This window comes from Novosphingobium resinovorum (assembly GCF_001742225.1).
Classification (GTDB): Bacteria; Pseudomonadota; Alphaproteobacteria; order Sphingomonadales; family Sphingomonadaceae; genus Novosphingobium; species Novosphingobium resinovorum_A.
The window spans coordinates 2,776,198-2,798,568 of record NZ_CP017075.1; the positions used below are offsets into that span (position 1 = coordinate 2,776,198).

The 22,371-nt window shown below is 66.9% G+C and carries 21 protein-coding genes; 10 read left to right on the forward strand and 11 right to left on the reverse strand.

Translation table 11 applies throughout. The features are described 5' to 3' along the window. Positions 1-133 precede the first annotated feature (133 nt). The 6 genes from BES08_RS12990 to BES08_RS13015 are packed head-to-tail and all read right to left on the reverse strand — an operon-like array spanning position 134 to position 10,735. Positions 134-1,165 (reverse strand): family 8 glycosyl hydrolase, encoded by a 1,032-nt coding sequence (locus BES08_RS12990; RefSeq protein ID WP_069708551.1) that lies wholly within the window; start codon positions 1,163-1,165, stop codon positions 134-136. Next, positions 1,155-1,616 carry a cellulose biosynthesis protein BcsD gene (bcsD, locus tag BES08_RS12995; RefSeq protein WP_008831190.1) on the reverse strand — a complete coding sequence of 154 codons (462 nt, stop codon included), beginning with the start codon at positions 1,614-1,616 and terminating at the stop codon, positions 1,155-1,157. The genes BES08_RS12990 and bcsD overlap by 11 nt, the downstream gene beginning before the upstream one ends. Next, positions 1,613-5,137, reverse strand: coding sequence for a cellulose biosynthesis protein BcsC (locus tag BES08_RS13000; protein WP_069708552.1), 3,525 nt, complete (start codon positions 5,135-5,137; stop codon positions 1,613-1,615). Before BES08_RS13000 ends, bcsD begins: the two co-directional genes overlap by 4 nt. Then, positions 5,134-9,612 carry a UDP-forming cellulose synthase catalytic subunit gene (gene bcsA, locus BES08_RS13005; protein WP_197524375.1) on the reverse strand — a complete coding sequence of 1,493 codons (4,479 nt, stop codon included), beginning with the start codon at positions 9,610-9,612 and terminating at the stop codon, positions 5,134-5,136. The genes BES08_RS13000 and bcsA overlap by 4 nt, the downstream gene beginning before the upstream one ends. Then, positions 9,609-10,379 (reverse strand): cellulose synthase operon protein YhjQ/BcsQ, encoded by a 771-nt coding sequence (locus tag BES08_RS13010; protein ID WP_008831193.1) that lies wholly within the window; start codon positions 10,377-10,379, stop codon positions 9,609-9,611. Before BES08_RS13010 ends, bcsA begins: the two co-directional genes overlap by 4 nt. Then, the gene (locus BES08_RS13015) at positions 10,379-10,735 is read right to left on the reverse strand and encodes a hypothetical protein (protein ID WP_008831194.1); all 357 of its coding nucleotides are present in this window, start codon (positions 10,733-10,735) and stop codon (positions 10,379-10,381) included. Before BES08_RS13015 ends, BES08_RS13010 begins: the two co-directional genes overlap by 1 nt. Positions 10,736-11,070: 335 nt before the next feature. On the opposite strand from BES08_RS13015, the gene BES08_RS13020 reads away from it, so the two are divergent. Then, positions 11,071-11,460 (forward strand): hypothetical protein, encoded by a 390-nt coding sequence (locus tag BES08_RS13020; protein WP_231958005.1) that lies wholly within the window; start codon positions 11,071-11,073, stop codon positions 11,458-11,460. Here BES08_RS13020 and BES08_RS13025 read toward each other — a convergent pair whose 3' ends face one another. Next, on the reverse strand, positions 11,461-12,519 hold the full coding sequence (locus BES08_RS13025; RefSeq protein ID WP_197524376.1) for a S66 peptidase family protein: 1,059 nt from the start codon (positions 12,517-12,519) through the stop codon (positions 11,461-11,463). It abuts the gene before it with no gap. A 92-nt stretch (positions 12,520-12,611) separates the two neighbouring features. On the opposite strand from BES08_RS13025, the gene BES08_RS13030 reads away from it, so the two are divergent. Together BES08_RS13030 and BES08_RS32875 are read left to right on the forward strand one after the other, a co-directional pair. Then, entirely contained in the window at positions 12,612-13,487 is an 876-nt protein-coding gene (locus BES08_RS13030; RefSeq protein WP_008831197.1) for an LOG family protein, read from the forward strand. Positions 13,488-13,595: 108 nt separating this feature from the next. Then, positions 13,596-13,760, forward strand: coding sequence for a hypothetical protein (locus BES08_RS32875; RefSeq protein WP_155986253.1), 165 nt, complete (start codon positions 13,596-13,598; stop codon positions 13,758-13,760). 145 nt (positions 13,761-13,905) lie between these two features. Here the strand turns inward: BES08_RS32875 and thiD are convergent, their stop codons facing one another. The 3 genes from thiD to glmM are packed head-to-tail and all read right to left on the reverse strand — an operon-like array spanning position 13,906 to position 16,267. Continuing rightward, positions 13,906-14,655, reverse strand: coding sequence for a bifunctional hydroxymethylpyrimidine kinase/phosphomethylpyrimidine kinase (gene thiD, locus BES08_RS13035; protein ID WP_069708553.1), 750 nt, complete (start codon positions 14,653-14,655; stop codon positions 13,906-13,908). Positions 14,656-14,696: 41 nt separating this feature from the next. Further along, positions 14,697-14,924, reverse strand: coding sequence for a DUF1272 domain-containing protein (locus BES08_RS13040; protein ID WP_008831819.1), 228 nt, complete (start codon positions 14,922-14,924; stop codon positions 14,697-14,699). After that, on the reverse strand, positions 14,924-16,267 hold the full coding sequence (gene glmM, locus BES08_RS13045) for a phosphoglucosamine mutase (RefSeq protein WP_069708554.1): 1,344 nt from the start codon (positions 16,265-16,267) through the stop codon (positions 14,924-14,926). The genes BES08_RS13040 and glmM overlap by 1 nt, the downstream gene beginning before the upstream one ends. A gap of 187 nt (positions 16,268-16,454) precedes the next feature. Between glmM and BES08_RS13050 the strand changes: the two genes are divergently transcribed. After that, a complete protein-coding gene (locus BES08_RS13050; RefSeq protein ID WP_069708555.1) occupies positions 16,455-17,735 on the forward strand; it encodes a dicarboxylate/amino acid:cation symporter in 1,281 nt (426 codons plus the stop codon). 165 nt (positions 17,736-17,900) lie between these two features. Next, positions 17,901-18,398: a flavin reductase family protein gene (locus BES08_RS13055; RefSeq protein WP_231958006.1), complete on the forward strand. Its 498-nt coding sequence runs from the start codon at positions 17,901-17,903 to the stop codon at positions 18,396-18,398. A 4-nt stretch (positions 18,399-18,402) separates the two neighbouring features. On the opposite strand, the gene BES08_RS13060 is transcribed toward BES08_RS13055, so the two are convergent. Continuing rightward, positions 18,403-19,011, reverse strand: a complete 609-nt coding sequence (locus BES08_RS13060; RefSeq protein ID WP_008832460.1) for an HNH endonuclease — start codon at positions 19,009-19,011, stop codon at positions 18,403-18,405. Between the two features lie 156 nt (positions 19,012-19,167). On the opposite strand from BES08_RS13060, the gene gluQRS reads away from it, so the two are divergent. From gluQRS to BES08_RS13085, 5 genes are all read left to right on the forward strand, one after another. Continuing rightward, entirely contained in the window at positions 19,168-20,010 is an 843-nt protein-coding gene (gluQRS, locus tag BES08_RS13065) for a tRNA glutamyl-Q(34) synthetase GluQRS (protein ID WP_069708556.1), read from the forward strand. Continuing rightward, positions 20,007-20,240, forward strand: a complete 234-nt coding sequence (locus BES08_RS13070) for an HIG1 domain-containing protein (protein WP_069708557.1) — start codon at positions 20,007-20,009, stop codon at positions 20,238-20,240. The genes gluQRS and BES08_RS13070 overlap by 4 nt, the downstream gene beginning before the upstream one ends. Positions 20,241-20,243: 3 nt before the next feature. Continuing rightward, positions 20,244-20,813, forward strand: coding sequence for a cob(I)yrinic acid a,c-diamide adenosyltransferase (locus BES08_RS13075; RefSeq protein ID WP_069708558.1), 570 nt, complete (start codon positions 20,244-20,246; stop codon positions 20,811-20,813). Beyond that, on the forward strand, positions 20,779-21,741 hold the full coding sequence (locus BES08_RS13080) for a 3-hydroxyacyl-CoA dehydrogenase family protein (RefSeq protein ID WP_268957449.1): 963 nt from the start codon (positions 20,779-20,781) through the stop codon (positions 21,739-21,741). The genes BES08_RS13075 and BES08_RS13080 overlap by 35 nt, the downstream gene beginning before the upstream one ends. A 245-nt stretch (positions 21,742-21,986) precedes the next feature. Then, positions 21,987-22,301, forward strand: a complete 315-nt coding sequence (locus tag BES08_RS13085) for a hypothetical protein (RefSeq protein WP_008832465.1) — start codon at positions 21,987-21,989, stop codon at positions 22,299-22,301. The last annotated feature ends 70 nt before the right edge of the window (positions 22,302-22,371 follow it).

Consider the following 22,371-nt stretch of genomic DNA (forward strand, 5'->3'; position numbering starts at 1 on the left):
AAACCCACCCCCGGCCCCTCCCGCAAGCGGGAGGGGAGAAAGTGTAGTTCAGCCCTCCCGCTCATCCTGAGCTTGTCGAAGGAGGGAGGGCCGGGAGGCTTGGCCCGAAGGGCCTAGCCGGACGGGGTGGGCCTCAGAGCCGTGCCAGCATCTGCAACGATGCGCTGAAGTAATCGCTGTCCAGCGCCACCGGCGGAGTCGATCCGATCAGCCGCGCCGCGATTGCCGCGCCGCCGCTGGAGAGCGCATAGTTCGCCTCCTCGCCGGTCACCACATCCACCCACGCCGGGATCGAGCGGTGCTGCGCGATCCGCGAGCGCCACCAGTCGGCCACCGGCTGCACCAGAGTGGAACGCCCCCCGACCGCAGCGTAAAGCGGAATACGGATCGCGTCGTAGCCAAAGCGCGGCGGCTTGCCGACCGCAGGGGCGACGGCATTGTAGCCGCTCACCGCCACCCAGTCGCTCGGCAGGGAATGCATGCCGAAGCGCGCCAGCGTCGTGATCGCCTCGCAGTCGCGGACCACACCGCCCCATGTCGCAGCGCCGTCCGCCTTGGCGAACTGGTCGAGCGCGGGCCACACGAAGTACGAGGGGTTGAGCATGACTTGCGCCCCTTCCGCGAACCCGACGACACCGGGCAGCAGCAATTCGCGCCCGAACCGCGAGATCACGCAGTGCTCGCGGATCGCCTTGCGGACTTCGCGCGCGCGGTCGCTCCACTCGGAGCGCTTCCACCGCTGACCGGCAAGCGCCAGAGCCCAGGCGATGACGAGATCACCATCCGTCGCATTGTTGGGATCGGAGACGGGCACCGCCGCCGTCGGATCGTACTTCCACGAATGGAGCGCCATGTCCTCACGCCCGAGCGTGTCCTGCGTCCACTTGGCGATGCGCTCGAAAGCCTCGCGGTCCCCGGCGCGCAGGGCAAGGATCATGCCGTAGCTCTGGCCCTCGGAGTGGCTGATGCGGCCGTTTCCGGTGTCGACCACGCGGCCCTCGGGCGCGACGAAGCGGTCGCGCCACTGGGTCCATAGCGGGTCGTTGACCTGCTGGGCCCGGCCCTGGCTGGGCGCGGTATTGCATGCGGCAGTGAAGGCCATCAGCGCCCCCAGCGAAAACGTGCGACGATCGACCTTCGGCCGGAAAATGGAGTCAGCGGCCATGACGAAGCTCGAGCGTCTCCCCCTTCCATTCCGCAGTGGTGCGCAGCGCCGGTCCGCTGCCGAGGACCCGGAACCAGCTGTCATAAGCCCCTTCCAGGACGCCGAGCAGCATGCGTGCCCAGTGGCCCGCACGGTCGGGCGCGATCTCGGTCGGCAGGTCGCGGTGGCGCACGATGATGGCCTCGCGGCCGACCGCCAGTTCGATCTCGCCCCAGTCCAGCGCCTGCCAGAACGCGTTGATCCGCGCGCAGAGCACCGATGCGTCGTTCACGCCGTCAAGCGGTTCCAGCGCGGCCATGCGGCGGCCGATGGCGAGGAAGAAGCCGTGCGCCTGTTCCTCGGGGATACCCTCGGACACTTCCGAGGCGGTGGCGATCGCCAGCAGCGCGAGGCCGCCAACGGCATTGTCCGAAGGCCCGCTGCGGGGCTGGGGAAAGGCCTGCATCTTCATTTACCAGTGCTCCCGAAGCTCTGCCGCACCCCGAGGATGGAGCGGAACTCGTCATAACTGCCGAACGTGTTGTACCCCAGTTCGCCGCCGATGCGGGTATTGGGCGTGATCTTGTAATAGAGCGACCCTTGCGCCGAAAGCGCGAAGCCGGTCTTGCTCAGGCTGTCGAAGTAGGAGCGCACGTCCGAATTCTCGGCCTTGAGCGCGTTGAGTTCGGCCTGCGCGGTATCGTCAGTCGGGTAGATCGCCGTCTGGTCTTCCTTGTAGCTCTGGAAGCCCGGGGTAAACGAGGCGGCCACATCCCAGCGCGCGTCCTGCATGGTGTAGTTCACCGGGAAGCCGACCGAGATGAAGTTCTGCGGGCTGAAGTAGCCGCCGTTGCCGAACGTGAAGTAGTTCTGGCTCTTGTCGTAGGCCTGATAGTTCACGTTGAGGCCCACGGTGACGCGTGAATTGCGGCCCTTGTAGGCTTCCAGATAGCCGCCGACGTTGGCCTCGATACCATCGTTGTTCGCCACGTTCTCGCCGCGCAGGCGGTAGTAGCGTGCCTCGGCATAGACGCCCGAGCCGTTTTCGTCGTAGCTCAGACCGAGGCCGCCCGCCGTGCGCATCACCTGCCCCCAGCGCTCACCGGTGACGGGGTCGCGAGTGCCCGCGTAGGAGACGATGGAGTCGGTGACCGGCTTCTGCTCGACGAAGGCGGTGGCGCGCACGTTCGGGCCCAGCTTGGGGGTGACGGCGGCGCGGCCTGCGAACTTGGTCTTGCCCATGCCGATTGGGGTAGTGCCGCCCTCGATCTGGACCCAGTCGTTCTCGTAGCCCGCCGACAGCGCGACGCCCGAACCGTTCTGGGTATCCGCATTGACCAGCGCGGACGGCTGCGCCGCAACGATGCCCTGCGCCTCCGGCGTGGCGTTGCGGCCGAAACGCGCAAGGCCCGAACCGGTCGGGCGGCCCGCGTCGATCACCACGGCCTCGGCCTTGGCGAAGACGCGGCCACCAGCGGCGCCGGTCGAGAACTTGGCCGAGCCCTTGATCTCGTCGAGCTTGGAGAGGCCGGTCTCGCCCGAGCGGCCGCGATAGCCGGTCTGGACGTCGACGCGCGGGCCGGTGTCCTGCGCCAGTTGATCGATCTGCGACTGGATCTGCGTCATCACCGGATCGCCTGCGTAGGCGACCGGGACTTGCGGGCCGTCATAGCCCGGCGCGCTGGCCGGGGCGGCCCATGCCGCTGCCGGAGCGGTGCTGCCGCTGGGCGAGGCGTAGCGATCCGGGGCGGAGTAGTTTGCCTGCGGCGCCGCGTAGGCCTGCGGCGCTTGTGCTCCGGCGAACCCGCCGAAGCCGCTCTGGCCCGTTCCAAGCCCGACCGGCGCGGCGCCGAAAGCGCTTGCCTGCTGGGGAGCCGCGTAGCCGAACCCGCTCTGCGGGGCCTGCTGCGGATAGGCGGCCGGAAGGCGCGTCCCGCCGCCGAGCGCGAAGGGGTTCACCTGCTGCGGTGCTGCCTGCATCTGGTTCCGGAACGGGTTCGCGCCGCCTGCGGTGCTCATGCCTGCGAAGGGGTTGCCGCCCATCGCCACGCCGCCGCTCTGGCGCGCGTAGAGGGCACGGGCGTCCTTGAGCAGCGCCACCGCCGCACGGTCGTTGCCGCGTGCGCGCTCGACGTTGGCGAGGCCCATGCGGACCTGATAGTCCTGCCCGTAGAGCCGCAGCACCTGCTTCTGGGCCTGTTCCGACAAGTCGCGGTCACCCGCACCCTGTGCGGTGTCGGCAAGGCCGAGCAGCGCGTCCTTGTCGTTGGGCTTGCGCGCCAGCACCAGCTGGTAGGTCTGCGCCGCCTTCGCAGGCATCCCGCCGGTCTGGTAGAGTCGGGCAAGGCCGGACATAATCTCGGTATTGTCCGGCGCGGCGGCATAGGCCTGCTGGAGAATGTCGAAGCTCTCGGCATAGCGGCCGCCCATGCGGGCCTCGTCGGCCTGCCCGACCATCATGCCCGCACTGATGCGAGCATAGGCCTTCTGTCCTTCGGCGCTGGAACCTGCCAGTTGCGAGGCGCGCTGGAGCGCCTGCTGGGCAAGGTCGCTGCGGCCAGTGCGGGTGAGGACGCCGATCAGGCCCTCGTAATCGGCGATGTTGTCGATGCGGCCGGTCGCGGCGTTGGCGGCGACTTCGGCCGCACCCTGCGTGTCGCCGAGGTCGAACAGCGCGTTGGCGACGGCGGCCTGCTTGCCCGCGGGGATCGAGGCCATCGCGCCGAGCTGGCGCAAACCGCCCACTGCCTGCGCGCCCTGCCCGCTGGCGGCCATGGCCTTGGCGCGGGCGATGGCGGCGTCGGTCTTCACGCTGAGCGCAAGATTGCGCATCGGCGCGGTGCGCTGCGTTTCGGGGATCATGGTGATGAGGCGGTCGGCCTCGCTCGCCCGGCCGAGGTCGTTGTTGAGCAGCGCGGCGGCATAGAGCGAGTCGGCATTGCCGCTGGTCGCCAGTGAACGGATCAGCGATTCCGCTTCGGGCACGCGGCCGCGCTCGATCTGGAACTGGGCGAATTCGTAGCGAATCCACGGATCGCTGGGGTCGATGACGAGGCCCTGCTGGAATTCGCGCACGGCGCCGAAGTCGTCACCGCGCTCGGCGGCGGCGAGCGCCCGCCCGCGCGCGGCGCGCAGCTGCAGGCGCTTGTCGTCGGCAGCCGTACCGCCCTGCGCGGCCTGACGATAGAGGTCGGCAGCGTCGGCATAGCGACTCTGGCGCTCGTATACGTCGGCCAGCAGTTCGAGCGCCGGGCCGGGTTCCTTGTAGCCTGAGCGCGCCAGCTGCTCGGCACGGCTCTGCGCTTCGGCGAGGCGGTTCTGGGCGATCAGGCCCTTGGTTTCGTCCACCCCCGCGAAGAAGCGCGCAGCGGACAGGCCCTCGGCCCACTGGCTTGCCTTGCCATTCGCCGAAGCCTGTTCGAGCAGGCTGGCCGCTTCGGCGAACTGCCCCTCGCGCAGCCGCACGAGACCGAGACCGCCGAGCGCATCGGGATCGCGGCGGTTGACGCCAAGCGCCCGCTGGAACTGCGAGGCCGCCGAACCGAGATTGCCGTCATTCAGCGCATCGAAGCCTGAGACACGGGCACGCCCCGCGCGGTCGGCGGCCGAGACGGGAGCGGGCGTCGGGGTCGGCGCAGGCGTCGGCTTGGGCGCAGCGGCGCGCGCAGGAGCCGGGGCGGCCTTGGGCGCGGGTGCAGGCTTCGCCGCAGCGGGTTTGGCCACAGGTTTCGGCGCGGGCTTGGGAGCGGCCGGCTTGGGCGCCTGTGCTGGAGCCTTGAGCGCCGGGTTGTTCGGATCGAGCGCGCGGGCGCGCTTCATCGCCTGCTGGGCGAGATCCTCACGCCCCTTCGAGCGCCAGTACTGGGCCTGCTTCACCAGCGCCTCGACGCCCGCGCTCTGCGCCTCGGCCACCGCGGGCAGCGCCCCAAGAGTCAAAGGCGCGGTCGAGAGCAGCAGGGCGACACCGAACTTGGAGGTACGCGAAATCGTCATGCGTGATCGTCCTGGCGCGCGAGGCGCTTCTGGGCCTGTCGGCGGAAGAAGATGTAGGCAGGTCCGGCAAGGGCCAGCGCCAGCAGCAGCGTGAACACACCCAGCATCATCGGGCGCTGGCTGACATAGTAGGCAAGCTTCATCCAGATCGGCAGCGAGCCGACCCAGTAGCGGTTCGAGAGCGCAAAGCTGGTCATGCCGTCGCCGCGCGTAACGGCAAGGTCGCCCTGGATCGCAGCGTTGATCTTCACGTCGGCCATGCCGTCCACCAGTGCGGGCAGCGCGGCGCCATCGTCCGACAGCAGCGCGACGACCGTGCGGTCCGAGGCATAGGGCGACTGGAAGCTGACGATGCCGGAGAACCCTTGCGCGTTGTAGACCACCGGCGCGGCGGCCATCGGGTCGTTCTCCTGCGAACCGCCGAACAGCGCCGTCACGTACTGCAACGGGGAGCGTTCGGACACGCGCAGGCGGCCGTTCTCGTAGCGGACGGGCGCTTCGGCGAACATGTCCGCCTCGGCCAGAGCGGTGCCGCCGATGACCAGCACGTCCTGGCTGGCGAGTGCATCACCGTCGATCGAGGAGGTCACCGTCACCGCCGTCACCGGAACGCCCGTCGAATCGCCGAAGCGGCCCATCAAGGTCAGGAACGCCTGCACCGAGGCCATCGACGGGTTCGGCGCGACGACCACGGTGGTCTGCGCCAGGTCGGGGCTGGCGGTGAAGGGGAAGCCGGCGCCCGCGAACGTCGCGAGGTCAGGCATCATGATCGCGTGATAGGCGCTGGTGAGGTCGATGGTGCTCTTCGGGTCGACCGAGACGCGCACGTTGTCCGGCAGGGTGCCGGTGCACTTCTTCTTGTCGGCGATGAGCAGGTTGTAGTCGTAAGTCAGCTCGTTCTGGCCGAACAGGTTGTAGCGCGGCAGCGTGACGGTGGCGTTGGAATCCGCGCTCTTGGCGCCGGCCGGGCCGAACAGCTGGCTCCACCAGGCGGCGCCGAGCGGCAGCGTCTTGAGGTACTGGCCGTTGATCGAGACGTCGAGGCGCGAGGCACGCTTGTCCAGCCACTGCGCAACCGGATAGCGGTAGCCGAGGTTCAGCTTGCCGCCTTCGCGCGGCCAGAAGAACAGGTCGGGCGCGACGCGGAAGCGGGTGGTCAGCGGGCCGGGCGGGATGCCCATGCCCTGCAGCGCGTAAGGCTCCATGATCGAGCCAAGCTCGACCGGTTTGTCGGTGGTCAGCCAGCGTACCGCGCCGTAGCGTGGCCATGCCGGGATGCGCACGCCGTCGAAGCTCATGCGCTGGCCGCCGAACACGCCGCGACCGAGCGCGACGGCAGCGGCGGCGAGGCGCAGGTCCTCGTCGTTGCGGCCCATGATGACCAGCAGCGTGCCGTTGGGATCGTTGGGATTGCGTAACGCGGCAGCGACGGGGCCACCGGCGGGCGCGATGTCGAGGCCGGGGATGCCCTGCGTGCCCTTGAGGAACACGATGGCATTGCCGCGCGGGATCGAGCCGACGACCGGCTGGAAGCTGAAACCGCGATAGCTGGCCAGCGAGCCGAGCCAGCTGGCGGTCGCGGCAGCGGCCTGCAGTTCACCGGCGCGCGGCTGCGTGGCGAAGACGAAGGGCATGCGCAGCGGCACGTTCTGGCCCTTGTCGAAGAACGGCAGCGGCAGGCGCGACAGATCCGGGCCGAAGGTCAGCGGCTGGTAGCTGAAATCGAACCACGAACGGGTGTTCGAGATGTTGGCCCACAGCGAGGAATGGAACGGGTCCTCGCAATCGCGCGCATAGTGGCCGATGAGACGCAGGTTGAGCTGGTTGTCACCCGGCAGCAGCAGCGCAGGGTTTACCGGGACCTCCAGCACCTGCCCGGCGGCATTGGCGCGGGTCAGCGGCACCGTCTGCGCGACTTCGCCGTTGACGATGACCACCAGCTGGCTGAGGTCATCGAGCATCGAGGGCGACCAGGCCATCTGCAGGCGCAGCACGGCGCCGGTGGCGATGCGGTCCTGCCGCATGCCGAAGGGGATGCCCATTTCGCCCTGCGTTCCGCGCAGGCGGATCGGCTGGGAGACGCGCAGGTCCTTGAGGGTCAGGCGCTCGCTCATGCCGCTGGTGTTGGCAACGCCCGGATTGGCGGCGGAAGCTGCGGTTTCGGGCGCCTTGGCGGTCGGCTGGGCGTGGACTTCGGAAGTGCCGAACAGCAGCCCGGCAGCCCCCAGGGCGACGGCACCGGCCAGCATCGCCGCCTTGGCGAGCGGCAGGCCGCCCTTGCCCTTGGCGCTCTTGGGGTCGTTCTTCTCGGCTTCCTTCGCCGCCTTGGCCATCGCTGCGCGCTTGGCGGCGTTGGCGGCCTTCATTTGGCGGCGTTCGGCGAAATTCAGACGCAGCATGCGCTTCAACGTTACCATATCCACCCTGAGAATGTCGCCGAACGAACGGGCCGTGCCGACCATGGCCGGCGGTCCCCACGGCTGCCACGCATCGGCGCGGCCCATCACCGCGCGCACCAGATGGCGGCCGGCGAGAATGTCGAGCTTTTCGAAGCGCACGTAGGAATTGCGCTGGTTCGTACGCATCGTCGTGACCGGGATCGAGAGCACCTCGTCGCCCATGGCCATGGTGATGTGGCTGACGGTGCGATCCTTGGTCGGCAGCTCTTCCGGCAGACACAGCGCCGCGCCGCCCATCGAGATGTCGATGGTTTCGGCCGGGACGGTATGGCCCGAGGCGAGGTAGGCGGTGACCGGCAACTGCACCGGGATGCGGATGTCCACGCGCTCCTGCCGGGTCTCGCGCGCCACCGAGACGGCAGCGAGCAGGATCGCGAGGGAGAACAGCGCCCAGGCCACGTTCAGCACCAGCGTATCGGTCTGGATGTTGAACATGTACGGGAAGAACGCCCATTTCACGACCGCCATGGTGATCCCCAGGATCACGAAGCCGATGCAGATGAGGTGCGGCTTGACGATCGCCCAGTCGAAGTACGTCTGGTCGAGCAGCGAGCCCTTGTCGGTCACGTTGAACTTGCCCTTGCGCGGCTGGAACCACGTCATGACCGTGGGCTTGACGAGGTGGAAGGCCAGGATCGTCTCGTAGACTTCGCCCCAGTACGGACGGCGCCAGCCGCCCTGCGTCTTTTCGTTGGCGACCGACGAGCAGAACAGGTGCGGCAGCGCATAGGCGAAGATCAGCCCGGCGGACGCCTGGATGATGTTCTGGCCGAAGATCAGGTAGGCGAGCGGGCTGGTCAGGAACACGATGCGCGGCACCGGATACTGGAAGTGCATCATCGCGTTGAGGTAGCAGAGGCGCTGCTGCCAGGTGAGGCCGCGGCCGAGCAGCGGATTGTCGATGCGCAGGATCTGCGTCATGCCGCGCGCCCAGCGGATGCGCTGGCCGACGTGGAGCACGAGGCGCTCTGTCGCGAGACCCGCGGACAGGCGCGCCGAGATATACGCGGTGTTCCAGCCGGTGCGCTGCAGCTTGAGCGCGGTGTGCGCGTCCTCGGTTACGGTCTCGCCCGCGAAGCCGTTGGTCTCCATCAGCGCCTCGCGGCGGATGATCGCGCACGAACCGCAGAAGAAGGTGGCGTTCCACAGGTCGTTGCCGCCCTGCACCGGGCCGTAGAACAAGTCGCCCTCGCCCGGCATGTCGCCCATCGTCTGCGCCAGGTTGCGCTGGACCGGATCGGGCGAATACATGTGGTGCGGGGTCTGGATCAGCGCCAGGCGCGGGTCCTGCTGGAACCAGCCCACGGTCAGCTGCAGGAAGGCGCGGGTCGGCACGTGGTCGCAGTCGAAGATCGCGATCAGTTCGCCGTCGGTCTTCTTCATCGCCGCGTTCAGATTGCCCGCCTTGGCGTGCAGGTTGTTGTCGCGGGTGATGTAGCCGCAGCCCGCTTCCTTGGCGAAGGCGCGGAATTCGGGACGCTTGCCGTCGTCGAGGATGAAGACGCGGTAGCGGTCGACCGGATAGTCGAGGTCCATCGCCGCGAAGACCGTGTTGCGCACGATCTCCAGGCTCTCGTTATAAGTCGGGATGTAGATGTCGACGGTCGGCCAGGTGTCGGGCTCGCCCTCGGGTTCGATCACCGGGCGGTCGAGCGGCCAGGTAGTCTGCAGGAAGCCCAGCAGCAGGATGACCCAGGCATACAGCTCGGCGAGGTAGAGCACGCCGCCGAACAGGAATTCGAGCGGGGTGTTGAACGCGATCGTCTGCGTCGTGCGCCAGAACAGGTAGCGGGTCGAGACCAGCACCGCCAGAATGCCGAGCGCGACCGCGCCCATGCGGCCCTTGATCCGGCGCATGACGAGCGCGCCCGCCATCGTGACACCGGCGCAGACCCACTGCGCAGTGCCGTCCAGCGGCACGCCGATAACGACTGCGGCGATCCCGATGATCACGGCAACGGAGGCATAGCGGGCGAGCCGGTTATCCAGCACGCGGGCGGCCAGTTTCTCGATCATGCGGCGCGGCTCGGAGATGACGAGGAATGGGACGAAGCGGCGGGATTGGAACCCCGCGCCACCCACGGGCGGCCGGGCGTCTCAAGCGCCGGAACCAGCGCGGCGCCGATCATCTTCACGTCGGCGAGTGCCGCGCTGGAGGGCGCATACTTGCCGAGCGGCTGAAGCATCGCGATCGCCTCGGGCACCGATTCGTCGAGGCGCACGCGGCCGAGCAGGCGCGCGCCCACCAGTTCGCGGATGAACGCCGAGGAATGGCGCGAAAGGCGGCGCGTCTCGTCCAAAGCGTTGATCACGAAGCTGGTCGAAGCGATGTTCTCGGGGCTCGCCTCGTCCAGCACCTGCGGCATCAGCGCAAGGGTATCGGGCGCGGCGTTGATCACGCAGACGTTGGCGCTGGCGTGCGGCACGACGCGGCGCGCGAAAGCGAACTCGCTGGCGGGCACGTCGATGACCATCACCTTGTCCTGCCCGGTTTCGAGGAAGCCGAGGTCGCGCAGGGCGGGGACAAAGTCGTTGTCCTCGGGCGCGGTGGTCAGGCTGCGCAGGTCGATACCTGCGGCGAGCACGGCGTCCTCTGCCGGCGCGAACAGCGAGGGCAGCGACATCGCGGGCTGGAGGCCGAAGTGCAGCGGCATGGTGTCACGCTGGGTGGTCGTCAGCACGGTGACGTCGGCGCCCGCTTCGGACAGCGCCATCGCGATATGCGCGGCGATGAAGGTGGTTCCGGCACCGCCCTTGAGGCCGTGGGTTACGATGACGGGCATCAGATCTTCCCCTGCGAGCCGAGATCGGACAAGTGGCGGAGCATGGCGCGTACGTCCTGCTGCTGCGCACCCCCGCGCCGATCGGCGGGGATGCTCGCGGCGGGGCCGTTGCCATAGCGGCTGAACAGGGAACTCAGACTTTCGCCGGAATAAGTCTCGACCACTTCGGCGGGAGCGGGTTCGGGCTTTGCCGCCACCGTCGCCTCGGACTGATCGATCGCCTGCAGGCGCGGATCGCGCAGCAGTGCTTCGAGGATCGGCCACAGTTCCAGTTCGCTGAAACGATCTTCGAATTCCTTGTAGGCGAAGTCGTTCTTGCCAAGCCGGTCGAGCAGATTTCTGGCATCGATGCGCATAAGAACCCCTGTATGAACACGTAAATTCTGCACAAAGAATGGTTAAGAAACCGTATGTCGCAGCTAACGGATCATCGATTCCCCCCCCGGTAAGGAGGGGAAAGGTGCCATTCCGGCAACAGTGTTGCGCAAAACAGGCAAAACAGGGGCTCAGTCGTGCAATCCTTTGCAAATTAACCATGTCTTATAGCCGCTGAATTCCCCGCGCCAACACATGATTCGGGGAAAGTACGCATTGCTCTGAAGGGCACAGCCGCAAGGATTCCAGGACTATAGCAATAGCCTCATGGCCGGGCCGCTGCTCCGGTTAACTATCGTGGAAGGATCACGCGACAATGCCGGAGCCAAGTCTCCCGACCGATGCCCCGGCACCCGCGATCATGGGTGTTGAGGCCGTGCCCATTCCCGAATCGCTCGACGGTGACCGCCGCCACGCCCGCGAGCGGGTTGAAATGCTCGCTCGTTTCCGCCGCGACCTTGCCAGCCATACCGTCGTCCTCAAGGACCTGACCCCGCTCGGCGCGCGAATCGAGAGCGTCGGGCCGCTGGAAATGGACGAGGTCATCGCCCTCACCCTGCCCGAATGCCGGCCGATGATCGCCTTCGTCGCCTGGACGAACGGCAATGGCGCCGGGCTGGAATTCGTCCACCCACTGCCCGACGACCTTTTCGCCGAACTGGTCTCGCAATACGGTCTCACCAGCGAAGACCCCGCGCGGGCCTGATCAGCTGACCGCCGGCTCCAGCAGCCGCAGGGTTCCCGCATCGGCGTCGATCTCGGCCATGGCGCCTTCGGGCACGCTGATCTGGCCGCCGACGTGACCGATCATCAGCCCCTGAAACGCGGGTACGCCGAGCGACGCGAATCGCTGGTCGAGCACTTCGTAGACGGTGAAGTTGGAGAACCCGCCGTCAGGGTTCTCGCAATGGGTGCATTGTCCGAAGACCACGCCTGCCAGCCGCTCCAGCAGCCCGGCCAGCGCCAGTTGGGTCAGCATCCGGTCGATGCGATACTCCGCCTCGTTGGTCTCTTCCAGAAACAGGATCGCGCCGTCAAAGTCAGGTAGATAGGCCGTCCCCACCAGAGCGCTGAGTACCGCGAGATTGCCGCCGATCAGCCTCCCCCGCGCCTTGCCGCCCCGGAAGGTCCTAACCGCCGGTCCCCGTCCGCCGAGGTTCGGCCCGGCGTAGCTTGGCACCGCATAAGTCGGCATCGCCCCCTCGAAAGCCAGTTGGCGGAACGACTCCCAAGACGCGGGCGGCCACGAAGTCGCGGCGGTGGGGCCATGGATCGAGACCACTCCGGCCCGCGCCAGAGCGAGGCACAGCGCGGTATTGTCGCTGAAACCGGTGAACAGCTTGGGGCTCTTGCGGATCGCCGCGAAGTCCAGCAGCGGCAGCAGCCGCGCCGAGCCCCAACCGCCGCGCACCGCCATGATCGCGCGCACGCCCTCGTCCGCGAACATCACCTTGAGATCGCCCGCGCGCGCCGCGTCGGACCCCGCAAGATAACCGTCGCGCGCGGTCAGGTGCGGGGCGAAGCGCGGCTCCAGCCCCATCGCCCGCACCGTCGCACCGATCTCGTCGAGGCCGAAGCGGTCGGCCACGAACCCTGCCGGAGCGACCAGCCCGAGCACGTCGCCGTTGCGCAGGCGCGGCGGGCGCACCATATCACGGGCCTGAGCAGGTGGAGCCGCCAGCGCCCGTAATGCAGGAAGAGCGAGAGCCCCGCCTCCGATTCCCATGAGGGCTGCGCGCCGCGTGAAGGCCGATCCGTTCATCATGCCCGCAGCCTAGTTCCTGTACGAATGCGTGCAACAGTGCGCACACATATCCGTTCTCGACGCGCGCCCCGCGTCATGCCTAAGATGAGCCAATGACTGAAAAAGAAGACAAAGACCTCACCGAACGCCGTTTCTACAAGGCCGAGCAGGAAGCCGGTTTCGCCGAGCAGCAGGCCGACACCATTCAGACCGGCCACCCCGCATATCAGCTGGCCTTCCGCGACACCGACTTCCTTTTGCGCGACGAACTGCGCCCGGTGCGCTTCCAGCTCGAACTGCTCAAGCCCGAGATGCTGCTTGAGGAAGCCAACATCGGTTCGACGCTGGTGATGTACGGCTCCGCCCGCATCCCCTCGCCCGACAAGGCCGATGCGGTGCGCACCGCTGCCGTCACCGACGAGCAGAAGAAGGTCGCCGACCGCCTTGCCGATAAGGCCAAGTATTACGAGGAAGCCCGCAAGCTCGCCCGCCTCGCCAGCCAGTGCGCCATCGTCGAGAAGGGCATGCGCCAGTTCGTGGTCTGCTCGGGCGGCGGTCCCTCGATCATGGAAGCGGCCAATCGCGGCGCGGCGGAAGTGGGCGCGGAATCGCTGGGCCTCAACATCGTGCTGCCGCACGAGCAGGCGCCCAACCGCTACGTGACCCCGCGCCTCTCGTTCCAGTTCCACTACTTCGCGCTGCGCAAGATGCACTTCCTGCTGCGTGCTCGCGCAGTGGCCGTGTTCCCCGGCGGTTTTGGCACTTTCGACGAGTTCTTCGAACTGCTGACGCTGATCCAGACCGGCAAGATGAAGCCGATCCCGATCCTGCTCTACGGCCGCGAATTCTGGGAACGGGTCGTCAACTTCGAGGCGTTGGCCGAGGAGGGAGTCATCAACGCCAAGGATCTCTCGCTGTTCCGCTGGTGCGAGACCGCCGAGGAAGGCTGGGGCCACGTCCAGCAGTTCTACGATCTCGACTGCGGATGATGGTCGTTCGAAAAATCCGAACACAATAAGCGAACTTATCCGAGTGCCTTGAACGGGCGATTCGGTGCATCTGCGTGTTCACACCGAGCCCCCCGCAGGACACGCACCATGAGCCAGATCATCGAACCCCTGAACGACCGCGCCCGTGCTTTCGCGGACTATGCCCAGCCCGTGATCGTGGCGCTCAGCACCGCCGGTCTTACCGGCGGTGCGATGGCGGCGGTTGGCCTGCTGGCGGATACCGCGCTGCGCCGCCGTTCGCGGCTGAATTGAAGAAGAAGGACCCACCCCCGGCCCCTCCGCGCAAGCGGGAGGGGAGAAGGAGATGCCATCACCCTCCCGCTTGCGGGAGGGCCGGAAGGCTTGAGAGCGCAGCGAACTAGCCGGACGGGGTGGGCCTTGCCCCCCCAAGCCAAGATCACCGAACCGCGTGGTGCCCCATCGGCCCGTGCCCCTCACCGAAGCCCGGCGCCGCCAGCAGCGCCGCGCGCACGAAGTCCCGTGCATCCTCGATCGCCTCGACCAGCGGAGCGCCCTGCCCCAGGAACGTCGCGATGGCACTCGACAGAGTGCAGCCGGTACCGTGGGTATGGCGGGTATCGACGCGCGGCGCGGTCCAGACCACCGGCTCCTGGCCCGGCAGGACCAGCCGATCCTCCACCACCTCGCCCGGCGCGTCGCCGCCCTTGGCGATATAGGCGATGCCCTTTGCCGCGAGAGCCGCGTCACCGCCCAGCGCGGCGAGTTCGTCGAAGTTGGGCGTGGTCAGGCAGGCGAGCCCCATGAGCCGCTCGAACGCCGCGATCGTCGCCGCATCCGCCAGCACCGAACCGGCGGTCGAGACCATGACCGGATCGAAGATCACCGGCACGCCCAGCCCGTCCAGCCGGTCGGCGACGACACCGGCGATCTCGGCGCTACCGAGCATACCGATCTTCACCGCATCGACGCCGATGTCGCTGACGCAGGCATCGATCTGCGCGGCGACCATCTGCGCCGACAGAGTCGTAACATCGGTGACGCCCTTGGTGTTCTGCGCGGTGATCGCGGTGATCGCGGTCATGGCATAGCCGCCGAGCAGGGTGATCGTCTTGATGTCGGCCTGGATGCCGGCACCGCCGGAACTGTCCGACCCGGCGATGGAAAGAATGCGAGGAGCCTGGTTCATGGCCGCGTTCCTTACCCGCTCAACGCACCCCGAGTCGAGTATCAGCCCTGATAGTGCCGCACTTTCGACGGCGGCGCGGAATCGTGGTGTCGCTTCGCCCGCGTCGGTCGGTCGACGATTTCGCCGCCGCAGTTGGGGCACATGTCGTCCAGCGCATCGGCACATTCGGCGCAATAGGTGCACTCGAACGAGCAGATGAACGCGCCGGGGGCCTCGGCGGGGAGGTCGGTGCCGCAGCGTTCGCAATCAGGGCGCATTTCCAGGGGCATCAGGCGGCGGCCTTTTCAACGGCATGGCAGATCGAGGCGACGGCGGCCTCCACTTCGCCCGCGTCGTCGCCTTCGGCCATGACGCGGATCACCGGCTCAGTGCCGGAAGGACGGATCACGAGGCGGCCGCGCCCGTCGAGCGAGGCCTCGGCATCGGCGATGGCCGCCTTGACGCTGGCGGCCTCCAGCGGCTTGCCGCCGCCGAAGCGCACGTTGCGCAGCAGTTGCGGGACGGGATCGAATAGATGCAGCAGTTCGCTCGCGCGCTTGCCCGACTGGACGAGCGCCGAGAGCACCTGCAGCGCCGCGACGGTGCCATCGCCGGTAGTGGCATGGTCGAGCAGGATCATGTGACCCGACTGTTCACCCCCGACATTGAACCCGCCTGTGCGCATGCGCTCCAGCACATGGCGGTCGCCGACAGCAGTACGCTCCAGCGACAGGCCCCGCCCGCCAAGATAGCGCTCAAGCCCAAGGTTCGACATGACCGTCGCCACCACGCCGCCGCCGCGCAGTTCCCCGCGCGCGGCCAGCTGGCTGCCGATCAGCGCCATGATCTGATCGCCGTCTACCGTCTGGCCCTTCTCGTCCACGACGATCAGCCGGTCCGCATCACCGTCCAGCGCAATGCCGATGTCGGCGCCGGAGGACACCACCGTTTCCTGCAGCAGTTCGACATGGGTAGAACCGCAGCGCTCGTTGATGTTCTTGCCATTGGGGGTGACGCCAACCGCGACGATCTCGGCGCCCAGTTCCCAGAAGGCGGATGGAGCGACCTGATAGGCCGCGCCATTGGCGCAATCGACCGCGATCTTGAGCCCGTCGAGCCGGACAGTGCTGGGCAGCGAGGCCTTCACCGCGTGGATATAACGCCCGCGCGCGTCCTCAACACGGCGGGCGCGGCCGATCTCGGGCGAGGCGGCAAGGGCAAGGTCCTCGCCCACCAGCATCGCCTCGATCGCCAGTTCGTCCTCGTCGGAGAGCTTGAAGCCGTCGGGACCGAACAGCTTGATACCGTTGTCCTCGTAAGGGTTGTGGCTGGCCGAGATCATCACGCCTACGTCCGCGCGCAGTTCGCGGGTCAGCAGGGCGACGGCAGGAGTCGGCATCGGGCCGAGCAGCACGACGTCCATGCCGACGCTGGTGAAGCCCGCGACCATCGCGTTCTCCAGCATGTAGCCCGACAAACGGGTATCCTTGCCGATCACCACCCGGTGGCGGTGCGTGCCGCGCAGGAAGCGCGCGCCGGCGGCCTGCCCGACCTTCATGGCCATGGCAGCGGTCATCGCCCCCTGGTTGGTGCGGCCACGGATGCCGTCGGTGCCGAAGAACTGCTTACCCATTACCTGTCCTCTTGCGCGCAAGATTCGAATCTCTCGCCTGCGCTGTGCAACCGGAGGCGTTACCGCCCTCTGAACGCTGCCTTACAGTCAGTTTAGGATTCCGTCGAATGGCGATTCTTGCCCTCACTGCGGAGTTGAGCAACGCCAAATTGCCAACCGCACCGCCCCCGCCTATTTGTCGAGCCGCATGACGTCCCCCGATCCCGCTCCCTCCAGCGCCTCGCGCATCCCCGAAATCCGCGTGCCCGGCGCGTTGACCCTGATCGGCCTCGTCGCCGGGCTGGTCATCGGGCTGTTGATTGCAGGAAAGCCGATTGCGGATACCGCGCTGAAAGTGACAGGTCCGATCGGCTCACTGTGGCTGCAGGGCCTGCAGATGACGATCCTGCCGCTGGTCGCCGGGCTGTTGTTCTCCGGCATCGTCGAGACCGTCGCCGCCGCCCGCGCAGGCGCCATGGCGCGCCGCACCTTGGGCATCATCGTCGGCTTCCTCGCGTTCAGCGCGATACTTGGCGCGGTGGCGATGCCGCTGCTGCTCGAACTGTTCCCGGTGCCCGCCGGGGTCAGCTTCCCGCACGGCGCAGATCCGGGCAAAGTGCCGGGCATCTCCGAATTCCTCGCCTCGCTACTGCCCGACAACGTAATCTCGGCGGCAGCGGCAAGTGCCATGCTGCCAGTGATCGTCTTCGTCGGCCTCTTCGCACTGGCCTCCACGCGCCTTGCGGACGAGCCGCGCCGCGCCCTTGCCGTGCTGTTCGAGGCACTGGCAGGCGCGATGATGGTGGTGATCGGCTGGGTGCTGATGCTCGCACCGATCGGGGTCTTCGCGCTGGGCCTGACGCTGGGCGTGCGCAGCGGCGGTGCGGCGCTGGGCACGCTGGCGCACTACATCCTGCTCGTCGTGGCGGTGGGAACGGTCGTGATGATCGCGGGCTACGTGATCGCGGTGATCGGCGGCAAGCGCAGCCTGCCCGCCTTCGCGGCCGCGATGCTGCCTGCACAGGTCGTCGCCATTTCCACCCAGTCCTCGATCGCGACCGTGCCAGCCATGCTGGCGTCGAGCCGTAAGCTGGGTGTCTCGTCGACGACTGCGGAGTTCGTGCTGCCGCTCGCCGTCACGCTTTTTCGCGCCACCGGCCCGGCGATGAATATGGCCGTGGCGGTCTATGCGGCAAAGCTAGCAGGACTGGAACTCACGACCGGAGCACTCGCTGCCGGCGCCTTCGTGGCCTTCGCGACCACCTTCGGCGCCGTCTCGCTGCCTGGCACGATCAGCTTCGTGTCATCTATCGGACCGATCGCGGCAGCCATGGGCGTGCCACTCTGGCCGCTGGGCGTCCTGGTCGCAGTGGAAGTCCTGCCCGACCTGATGCGGACGATCGGCAATGTCACCATGGACGTGGCGGTCGCCGCGGCCGTCGATGCCGGGATCGACGAGCAGCCTGCAACGGCTGAAACCATCCACTGAACGGTTCATCGCAGTAAAAAGAAACCGAAATGGATGTAATTCGCTGAGCAAGGGCCACTCCAGCGACAGGAGCCCCCGATCTTGGCCACATCGCCCTTGCTTGCAGCAGAGCGCTTCGAAAGCATCCCCGCCTCTCGTGCCCGCCAGTTCCTCGAACCCGGGCCGGTGGTCCTGCTGACCACTCGCCACGCGGGGAACGACAATGTCATGACGGTGGGTTGGCACCAGGTCCTCGAACGCACGCCGTCGATGATCAGCTGCATCGTTTCACGCGGATGCCGAAGCTTCGACATGCTTTGCGCCTCAGGCCAGTGCGTTCTCAACGTTCCGACCGGCGACATGCTCGATGCCGTAGTGCGCGTCGGCAATTCCTCCGGCGAGGAAATCGACAAATTCGCCGCATTCGGTCTCGAAAGGGCTGAAGCGCAAGACGTCGATGCCCCGGTACTGCCGCAATGCCACGCGCAACTGGAATGTCGGTTGCGGGACGACCGCGCGATAGAGCGCTACAACCTGTTCATTCTGGAAGTAACGCATATCAGCGCACGTCCTGCGCCAAAACAGCCGGAATACCTGCACTACGTCGGCGACGGAGTGTTCATGCTTTCAGGCAAACGCGTATCGCGGCGGCGGCTGTTCCGACCGGAAATGCTCGGCTTCTGAAGCCTTATTCTTCCAGTTCGATATCCCAGTAGAGCCAGTCGCGCCAGGTTTCGTGCAGATAGTTGGGAGGGAACCCGCGCCCGCGCTCCTGCAACTGCCAGCTGGTCGGGCGGATCGGTGGCACCAGCGGCGGCATGTTCGCCTGCTTGGGCGTGCGCCCACCCTTCTTGAGATTGCAGGGGGCACAGGCGGTAAGGATGTTCTCCCAGCTCGTCCGCCCGCCCAGACGGCGGGGCACGACGTGGTCGAAGGTCAGGTTATGCGGGCTGCCGCAGTACTGGCAGGAGAACCTGTCGCGCAGGAACAGGTTGAAGCGGGTGAAGGCGGGAAATTCGCTCGGCTTCACGTATTGGCGCAGGGCGATTACCGAGGGGATCTGCATCGTCCAGTTCGGACTATGTACGGCGCGTTCGTAGCTGGAGACGATATCGACCCGCTCCAGCACCACCGCCTTGATCGCGGTCTGCCAGGGCCAGAGACTCAACGGGTAGTAGGATAGCGGCGTGTAATCCGCATTCAGCACAAGAGCAGGGCAGTCGGAAAGACTTCGGGAGGGATCACCCTCCGCGCTGCGGAACCGGGCCGCGCGCTCTATCAGCTCCGACTTGAGCATGGCCTCCTGTCGCAGGCCGGGATTGCGGTTTGATGGCAGTCCATGCGTTAGTTCCAGCACTTGACGGAGTCCGCGTCAAGATGGCGGATTCGCGAGGCCCTTCCGCAATCCACAGGGATGTTTGCGGATGGCACGGCGAACGCTAGGACAAAGCCGATGCGCACCCGCTTCGCCCCCAGCCCCAACGGCCCGCTGCACCTCGGCCATGCCTATGCCGCGATCGTCGCGCACGACACGGCAAAGGCGCGCGATGGCGAATTCATCCTGCGCATCGAAGACATCGATGGCGAACGCAATCGCCCGGAGTTCGTGGAGGAATTCTTCCGCGATCTCGCATGGCTGGGCCTCGAATGGGACGGCGAGGCGGTGTTCCAGTCCCACCGGCTGGCCAGTCATGCCTCCGCCGGAGAGCAGCTGAAGGCGATGGGCCTGCTCTACCCCTGCACCTGCACCCGCGCCGAAATCGCCGCCGCCGCCACGCAGGTCGGACCAGACGGCCCGGTGTATCCGGGAACCTGCCGACACCGGGAAGTCGATCCCGAGAATGCCGCATGGCGCCTCGACGTAACGAAGGCGATGACACTTACCGGCCCGCTCGAATGGCGGGACGAAGGCGCCGGATCGCAGGCCGCTACCCCGCAGATTTTCGGCGATGTCGTACTGCTGCGCAAGGACCTTCCCGCCAGCTACCATCTCGCCGTCACGCTGGATGATGCGACGGATGGCGTAACCCTCGTTACCCGCGGCATGGACCTGTTCCCGGCAAGCCACGTGCACCGGCTGCTGCAGGCGCTGCTCGGCCTGCCGGTGCCGACCTGGCTCCACCATCCGCTGCTGATCGAGAAGGACGGACGCAAGCTGGCCAAGCGGCGCGGCGCACCCTCGCTCGCCGACCGCCGCCGCGCCGGGGAGGACGGCCGCGCCGTCGCCATGGCACTGCGCGAAGGGCGCTTCCCCGCTGGCCTTTCGCTGTCACAGGGCGTACATCAGGCGCCATGAGCTACATTCTCGTCCCCGTCATCATCGTGCTGGTGATCATGGTCGTCGTCAGCCTCGTGCGCGGCATCGTGGCCTTCATGAACAGCACCCGCGATGATCTGAACAGCGACCCGAACGCCACCGGCCCGTCGGCTAACCAGTTGCTGCAGAACAAGATGATGTTCAACCGCATCAAGTATCAGGCCGCCGCCGTGCTGGTCTGTGCGCTGCTCCTGGCCATGGCGCGCTGATCCTTGGTCCGGCTCAACAAGATCTACACCCGCACCGGCGATGACGGCACCACCGGCCTCGTCGATGGCTCGCGCCTGCCCAAGCATGCTGCGCGCATGGAGGCGATCGGTGCCGTGGATGAGGCGAACTGTGCGATAGGGGTGGCCATAGCGGCACTCACCGGCACTCAACACGCCCCTACGCTCACTCACATCCAGAACGACATGTTCGACCTTGGCGCTGATCTGGCAACACCGGGCACCGACTTCATCCCCGGCGAGATGACCCTGCGCATCGTCCCCGCACAAGTCGTCTGGCTCGAAAATGCCATCGACGCGATCAACGAAAACCTCTCCCCCCTGCGCAGCTTCATCCTGCCCGGCGGGAGCGAGGCCGCCGCGCGCGTCCACGTCGCCCGCGCCTCTGCCCGCGCCGCCGAACGCCGCGCCACCGCGCTCGCCGCGACCGATGCCGTGAACCCCGCTGCGCTCGGCTATCTCAATCGGTTGAGCGATTACCTCTTCGTCCTCGCCCGTGCGGTCAATCGCGACGGCGCCGATGACGTGCTTTGGGTGCCGGGACAAAACCGCTAGGTTCCCTCCGCGATCCCGAGGTGTTAAGCGCCCGGTTAAACGACAGAGGAGTTTGGCAGTGCAGTCAGTCGGCATCATCGGCGCAGGCATCATGGGGTCGGGCATCGCCCAGACCGTGGCGAGCAAGGGCATGGACGTGATCCTCACGGACGTCAGCCTCGAGAACGCCGAAAAGGGCAAGGCCGGCATCGCCAAGAGCCTGGCCAAGCTGGTCGCCAAGGAAAAGATCATCCAGGCCGACGCCGACGCGCTGCTCGCCCGCATCACCCCCGCCGCCGACTACTCCGCAATGTCGGCCTGCGACCTCATCATCGAAGCCGCCACCGAGCGCGAGGACATCAAGCACAAGATCTTCGAAGCCGCCGGCAAGGTGCTCGGCGCGGGTGCCATCATGGCGTCCAACACCAGCTCGATCCCGATCACCCGCATGGCCGCCAGCTCGCCCGACGCCGCGCGCTTCTGCGGCCTGCACTTCTTCAACCCGGTCCCGCTGATGGGCCTGGTCGAAGTGATCCCCGGCCTCGCCACCTCGCAGGACACCATCGACCGCATGAAGGCGTTCGGCGAGAAACTGGGCAAGACCGTGGTGCTCGCGGGCGACGAACCCGGCTTCGTCGTCAACCGCATCCTGTGCCCGATGCTGAACGAAGCGATCTTCGTGCTCGGCGCCGGCATCGGCTCGGTCGAGGATATCGACGCGGGCTGCAAGATCGGCCTCAACCACCCGATGGGACCGCTGACGCTGGCGGACTTCGTCGGCCTCGACACCCTGCTCGAGATCATGAAGGTCTTCCACTCGACCACCGGCGACCCGAAATACCGCCCCGCGCCGCTGCTGCAGAAGTACGTCGAAGCAGGCTGGTACGGCCGCAAGTCGGGCAAGGGGTTCTACGATTATTCCGGCGAGACGCCGGTTCCTTCGCGGTAATCTGCAAAAGGGATAACGCAGGGGTTTACCACCCCTGCACCCCGTAAACTGTCGAGATCACGCGCGTAGCTGCGTCACTCACTGACGCGGCGTCGGAAGACATTATAGCCTGCGGCGCAATGTAAGACTGACGCGGCTGCGCGCGCAACGACGACAGTTCGGGGGTCTGGGGCGATGGCCCCAGATTCCTCTTTGGAACCTCCCCGTTCTCCTACCCGTTTCACCAGACGAAGGAGAATCCCAAAATGACCGACCGTCCCGACGACCTCGCCCCGGAAACGGTGAACGACGAGCAGGAAGACGAAGCCGCGCAGGCACAGACCATCGCCGAACAGGCGCAGGCGCGCGGTGCCAAGGGCCTCGGCTACAGCGACAAGGCAAAGGGCGGTATTCAGGGTGAGGACGACGTTCAGGACATCGTCGATCACATGAACCAGATGGACACCAGCGGCACTATCGACATGTCCGCCTATGACGGCGAGGAAACGATGGATGATCTCGAAAGCCGCTACGGCAAGGACAATGCGGCCGACCCGGAATTCAGCGACGACGATTCTTAAGACGGTGTTGAAACTGATCCGGGGGTCGCTCGCGGCCTTTTAGACGAGGCGACATCGGACAAGACACCGG

Coding starts and splice junctions, on each gene's coding strand:
- BES08_RS13070 (WP_069708557.1), top strand. CDS start 20,007: ATGAGCTACATTCTCGTCCCCGTCATCATCGTGCTGGTGATCATGGTC.
- BES08_RS13085 (WP_008832465.1), top strand. CDS start 21,987: ATGACCGACCGTCCCGACGACCTCGCCCCGGAAACGGTGAACGACGAG.
- BES08_RS32875 (WP_155986253.1), top strand. CDS start 13,596: ATGAGCCAGATCATCGAACCCCTGAACGACCGCGCCCGTGCTTTCGCG.
- BES08_RS13010 (WP_008831193.1), bottom strand. CDS start 10,379: ATGCCCGTCATCGTAACCCACGGCCTCAAGGGCGGTGCCGGAACCACC.
- BES08_RS13050 (WP_069708555.1), top strand. CDS start 16,455: ATGACGTCCCCCGATCCCGCTCCCTCCAGCGCCTCGCGCATCCCCGAA.
- BES08_RS13080 (WP_268957449.1), top strand. CDS start 20,779: ATGACGTGCTTTGGGTGCCGGGACAAAACCGCTAGGTTCCCTCCGCGA.
- BES08_RS13060 (WP_008832460.1), bottom strand. CDS start 19,011: ATGCTCAAGTCGGAGCTGATAGAGCGCGCGGCCCGGTTCCGCAGCGCG.
- glmM (WP_069708554.1), bottom strand. CDS start 16,267: ATGGGTAAGCAGTTCTTCGGCACCGACGGCATCCGTGGCCGCACCAAC.
- bcsD (WP_008831190.1), bottom strand. CDS start 1,616: ATGAAGATGCAGGCCTTTCCCCAGCCCCGCAGCGGGCCTTCGGACAAT.
- gluQRS (WP_069708556.1), top strand. CDS start 19,168: ATGCGCACCCGCTTCGCCCCCAGCCCCAACGGCCCGCTGCACCTCGGC.
- BES08_RS13030 (WP_008831197.1), top strand. CDS start 12,612: ATGACTGAAAAAGAAGACAAAGACCTCACCGAACGCCGTTTCTACAAG.
- BES08_RS13015 (WP_008831194.1), bottom strand. CDS start 10,735: ATGCGCATCGATGCCAGAAATCTGCTCGACCGGCTTGGCAAGAACGAC.
- BES08_RS12990 (WP_069708551.1), bottom strand. CDS start 1,165: ATGGCCGCTGACTCCATTTTCCGGCCGAAGGTCGATCGTCGCACGTTT.
- BES08_RS13000 (WP_069708552.1), bottom strand. CDS start 5,137: ATGACGATTTCGCGTACCTCCAAGTTCGGTGTCGCCCTGCTGCTCTCG.
- bcsA (WP_197524375.1), bottom strand. CDS start 9,612: ATGATCGAGAAACTGGCCGCCCGCGTGCTGGATAACCGGCTCGCCCGC.
- thiD (WP_069708553.1), bottom strand. CDS start 14,655: ATGAACCAGGCTCCTCGCATTCTTTCCATCGCCGGGTCGGACAGTTCC.
- BES08_RS13040 (WP_008831819.1), bottom strand. CDS start 14,924: ATGCCCCTGGAAATGCGCCCTGATTGCGAACGCTGCGGCACCGACCTC.
- BES08_RS13025 (WP_197524376.1), bottom strand. CDS start 12,519: ATGATGAACGGATCGGCCTTCACGCGGCGCGCAGCCCTCATGGGAATC.
- BES08_RS13020 (WP_231958005.1), top strand. CDS start 11,071: ATGCCGGAGCCAAGTCTCCCGACCGATGCCCCGGCACCCGCGATCATG.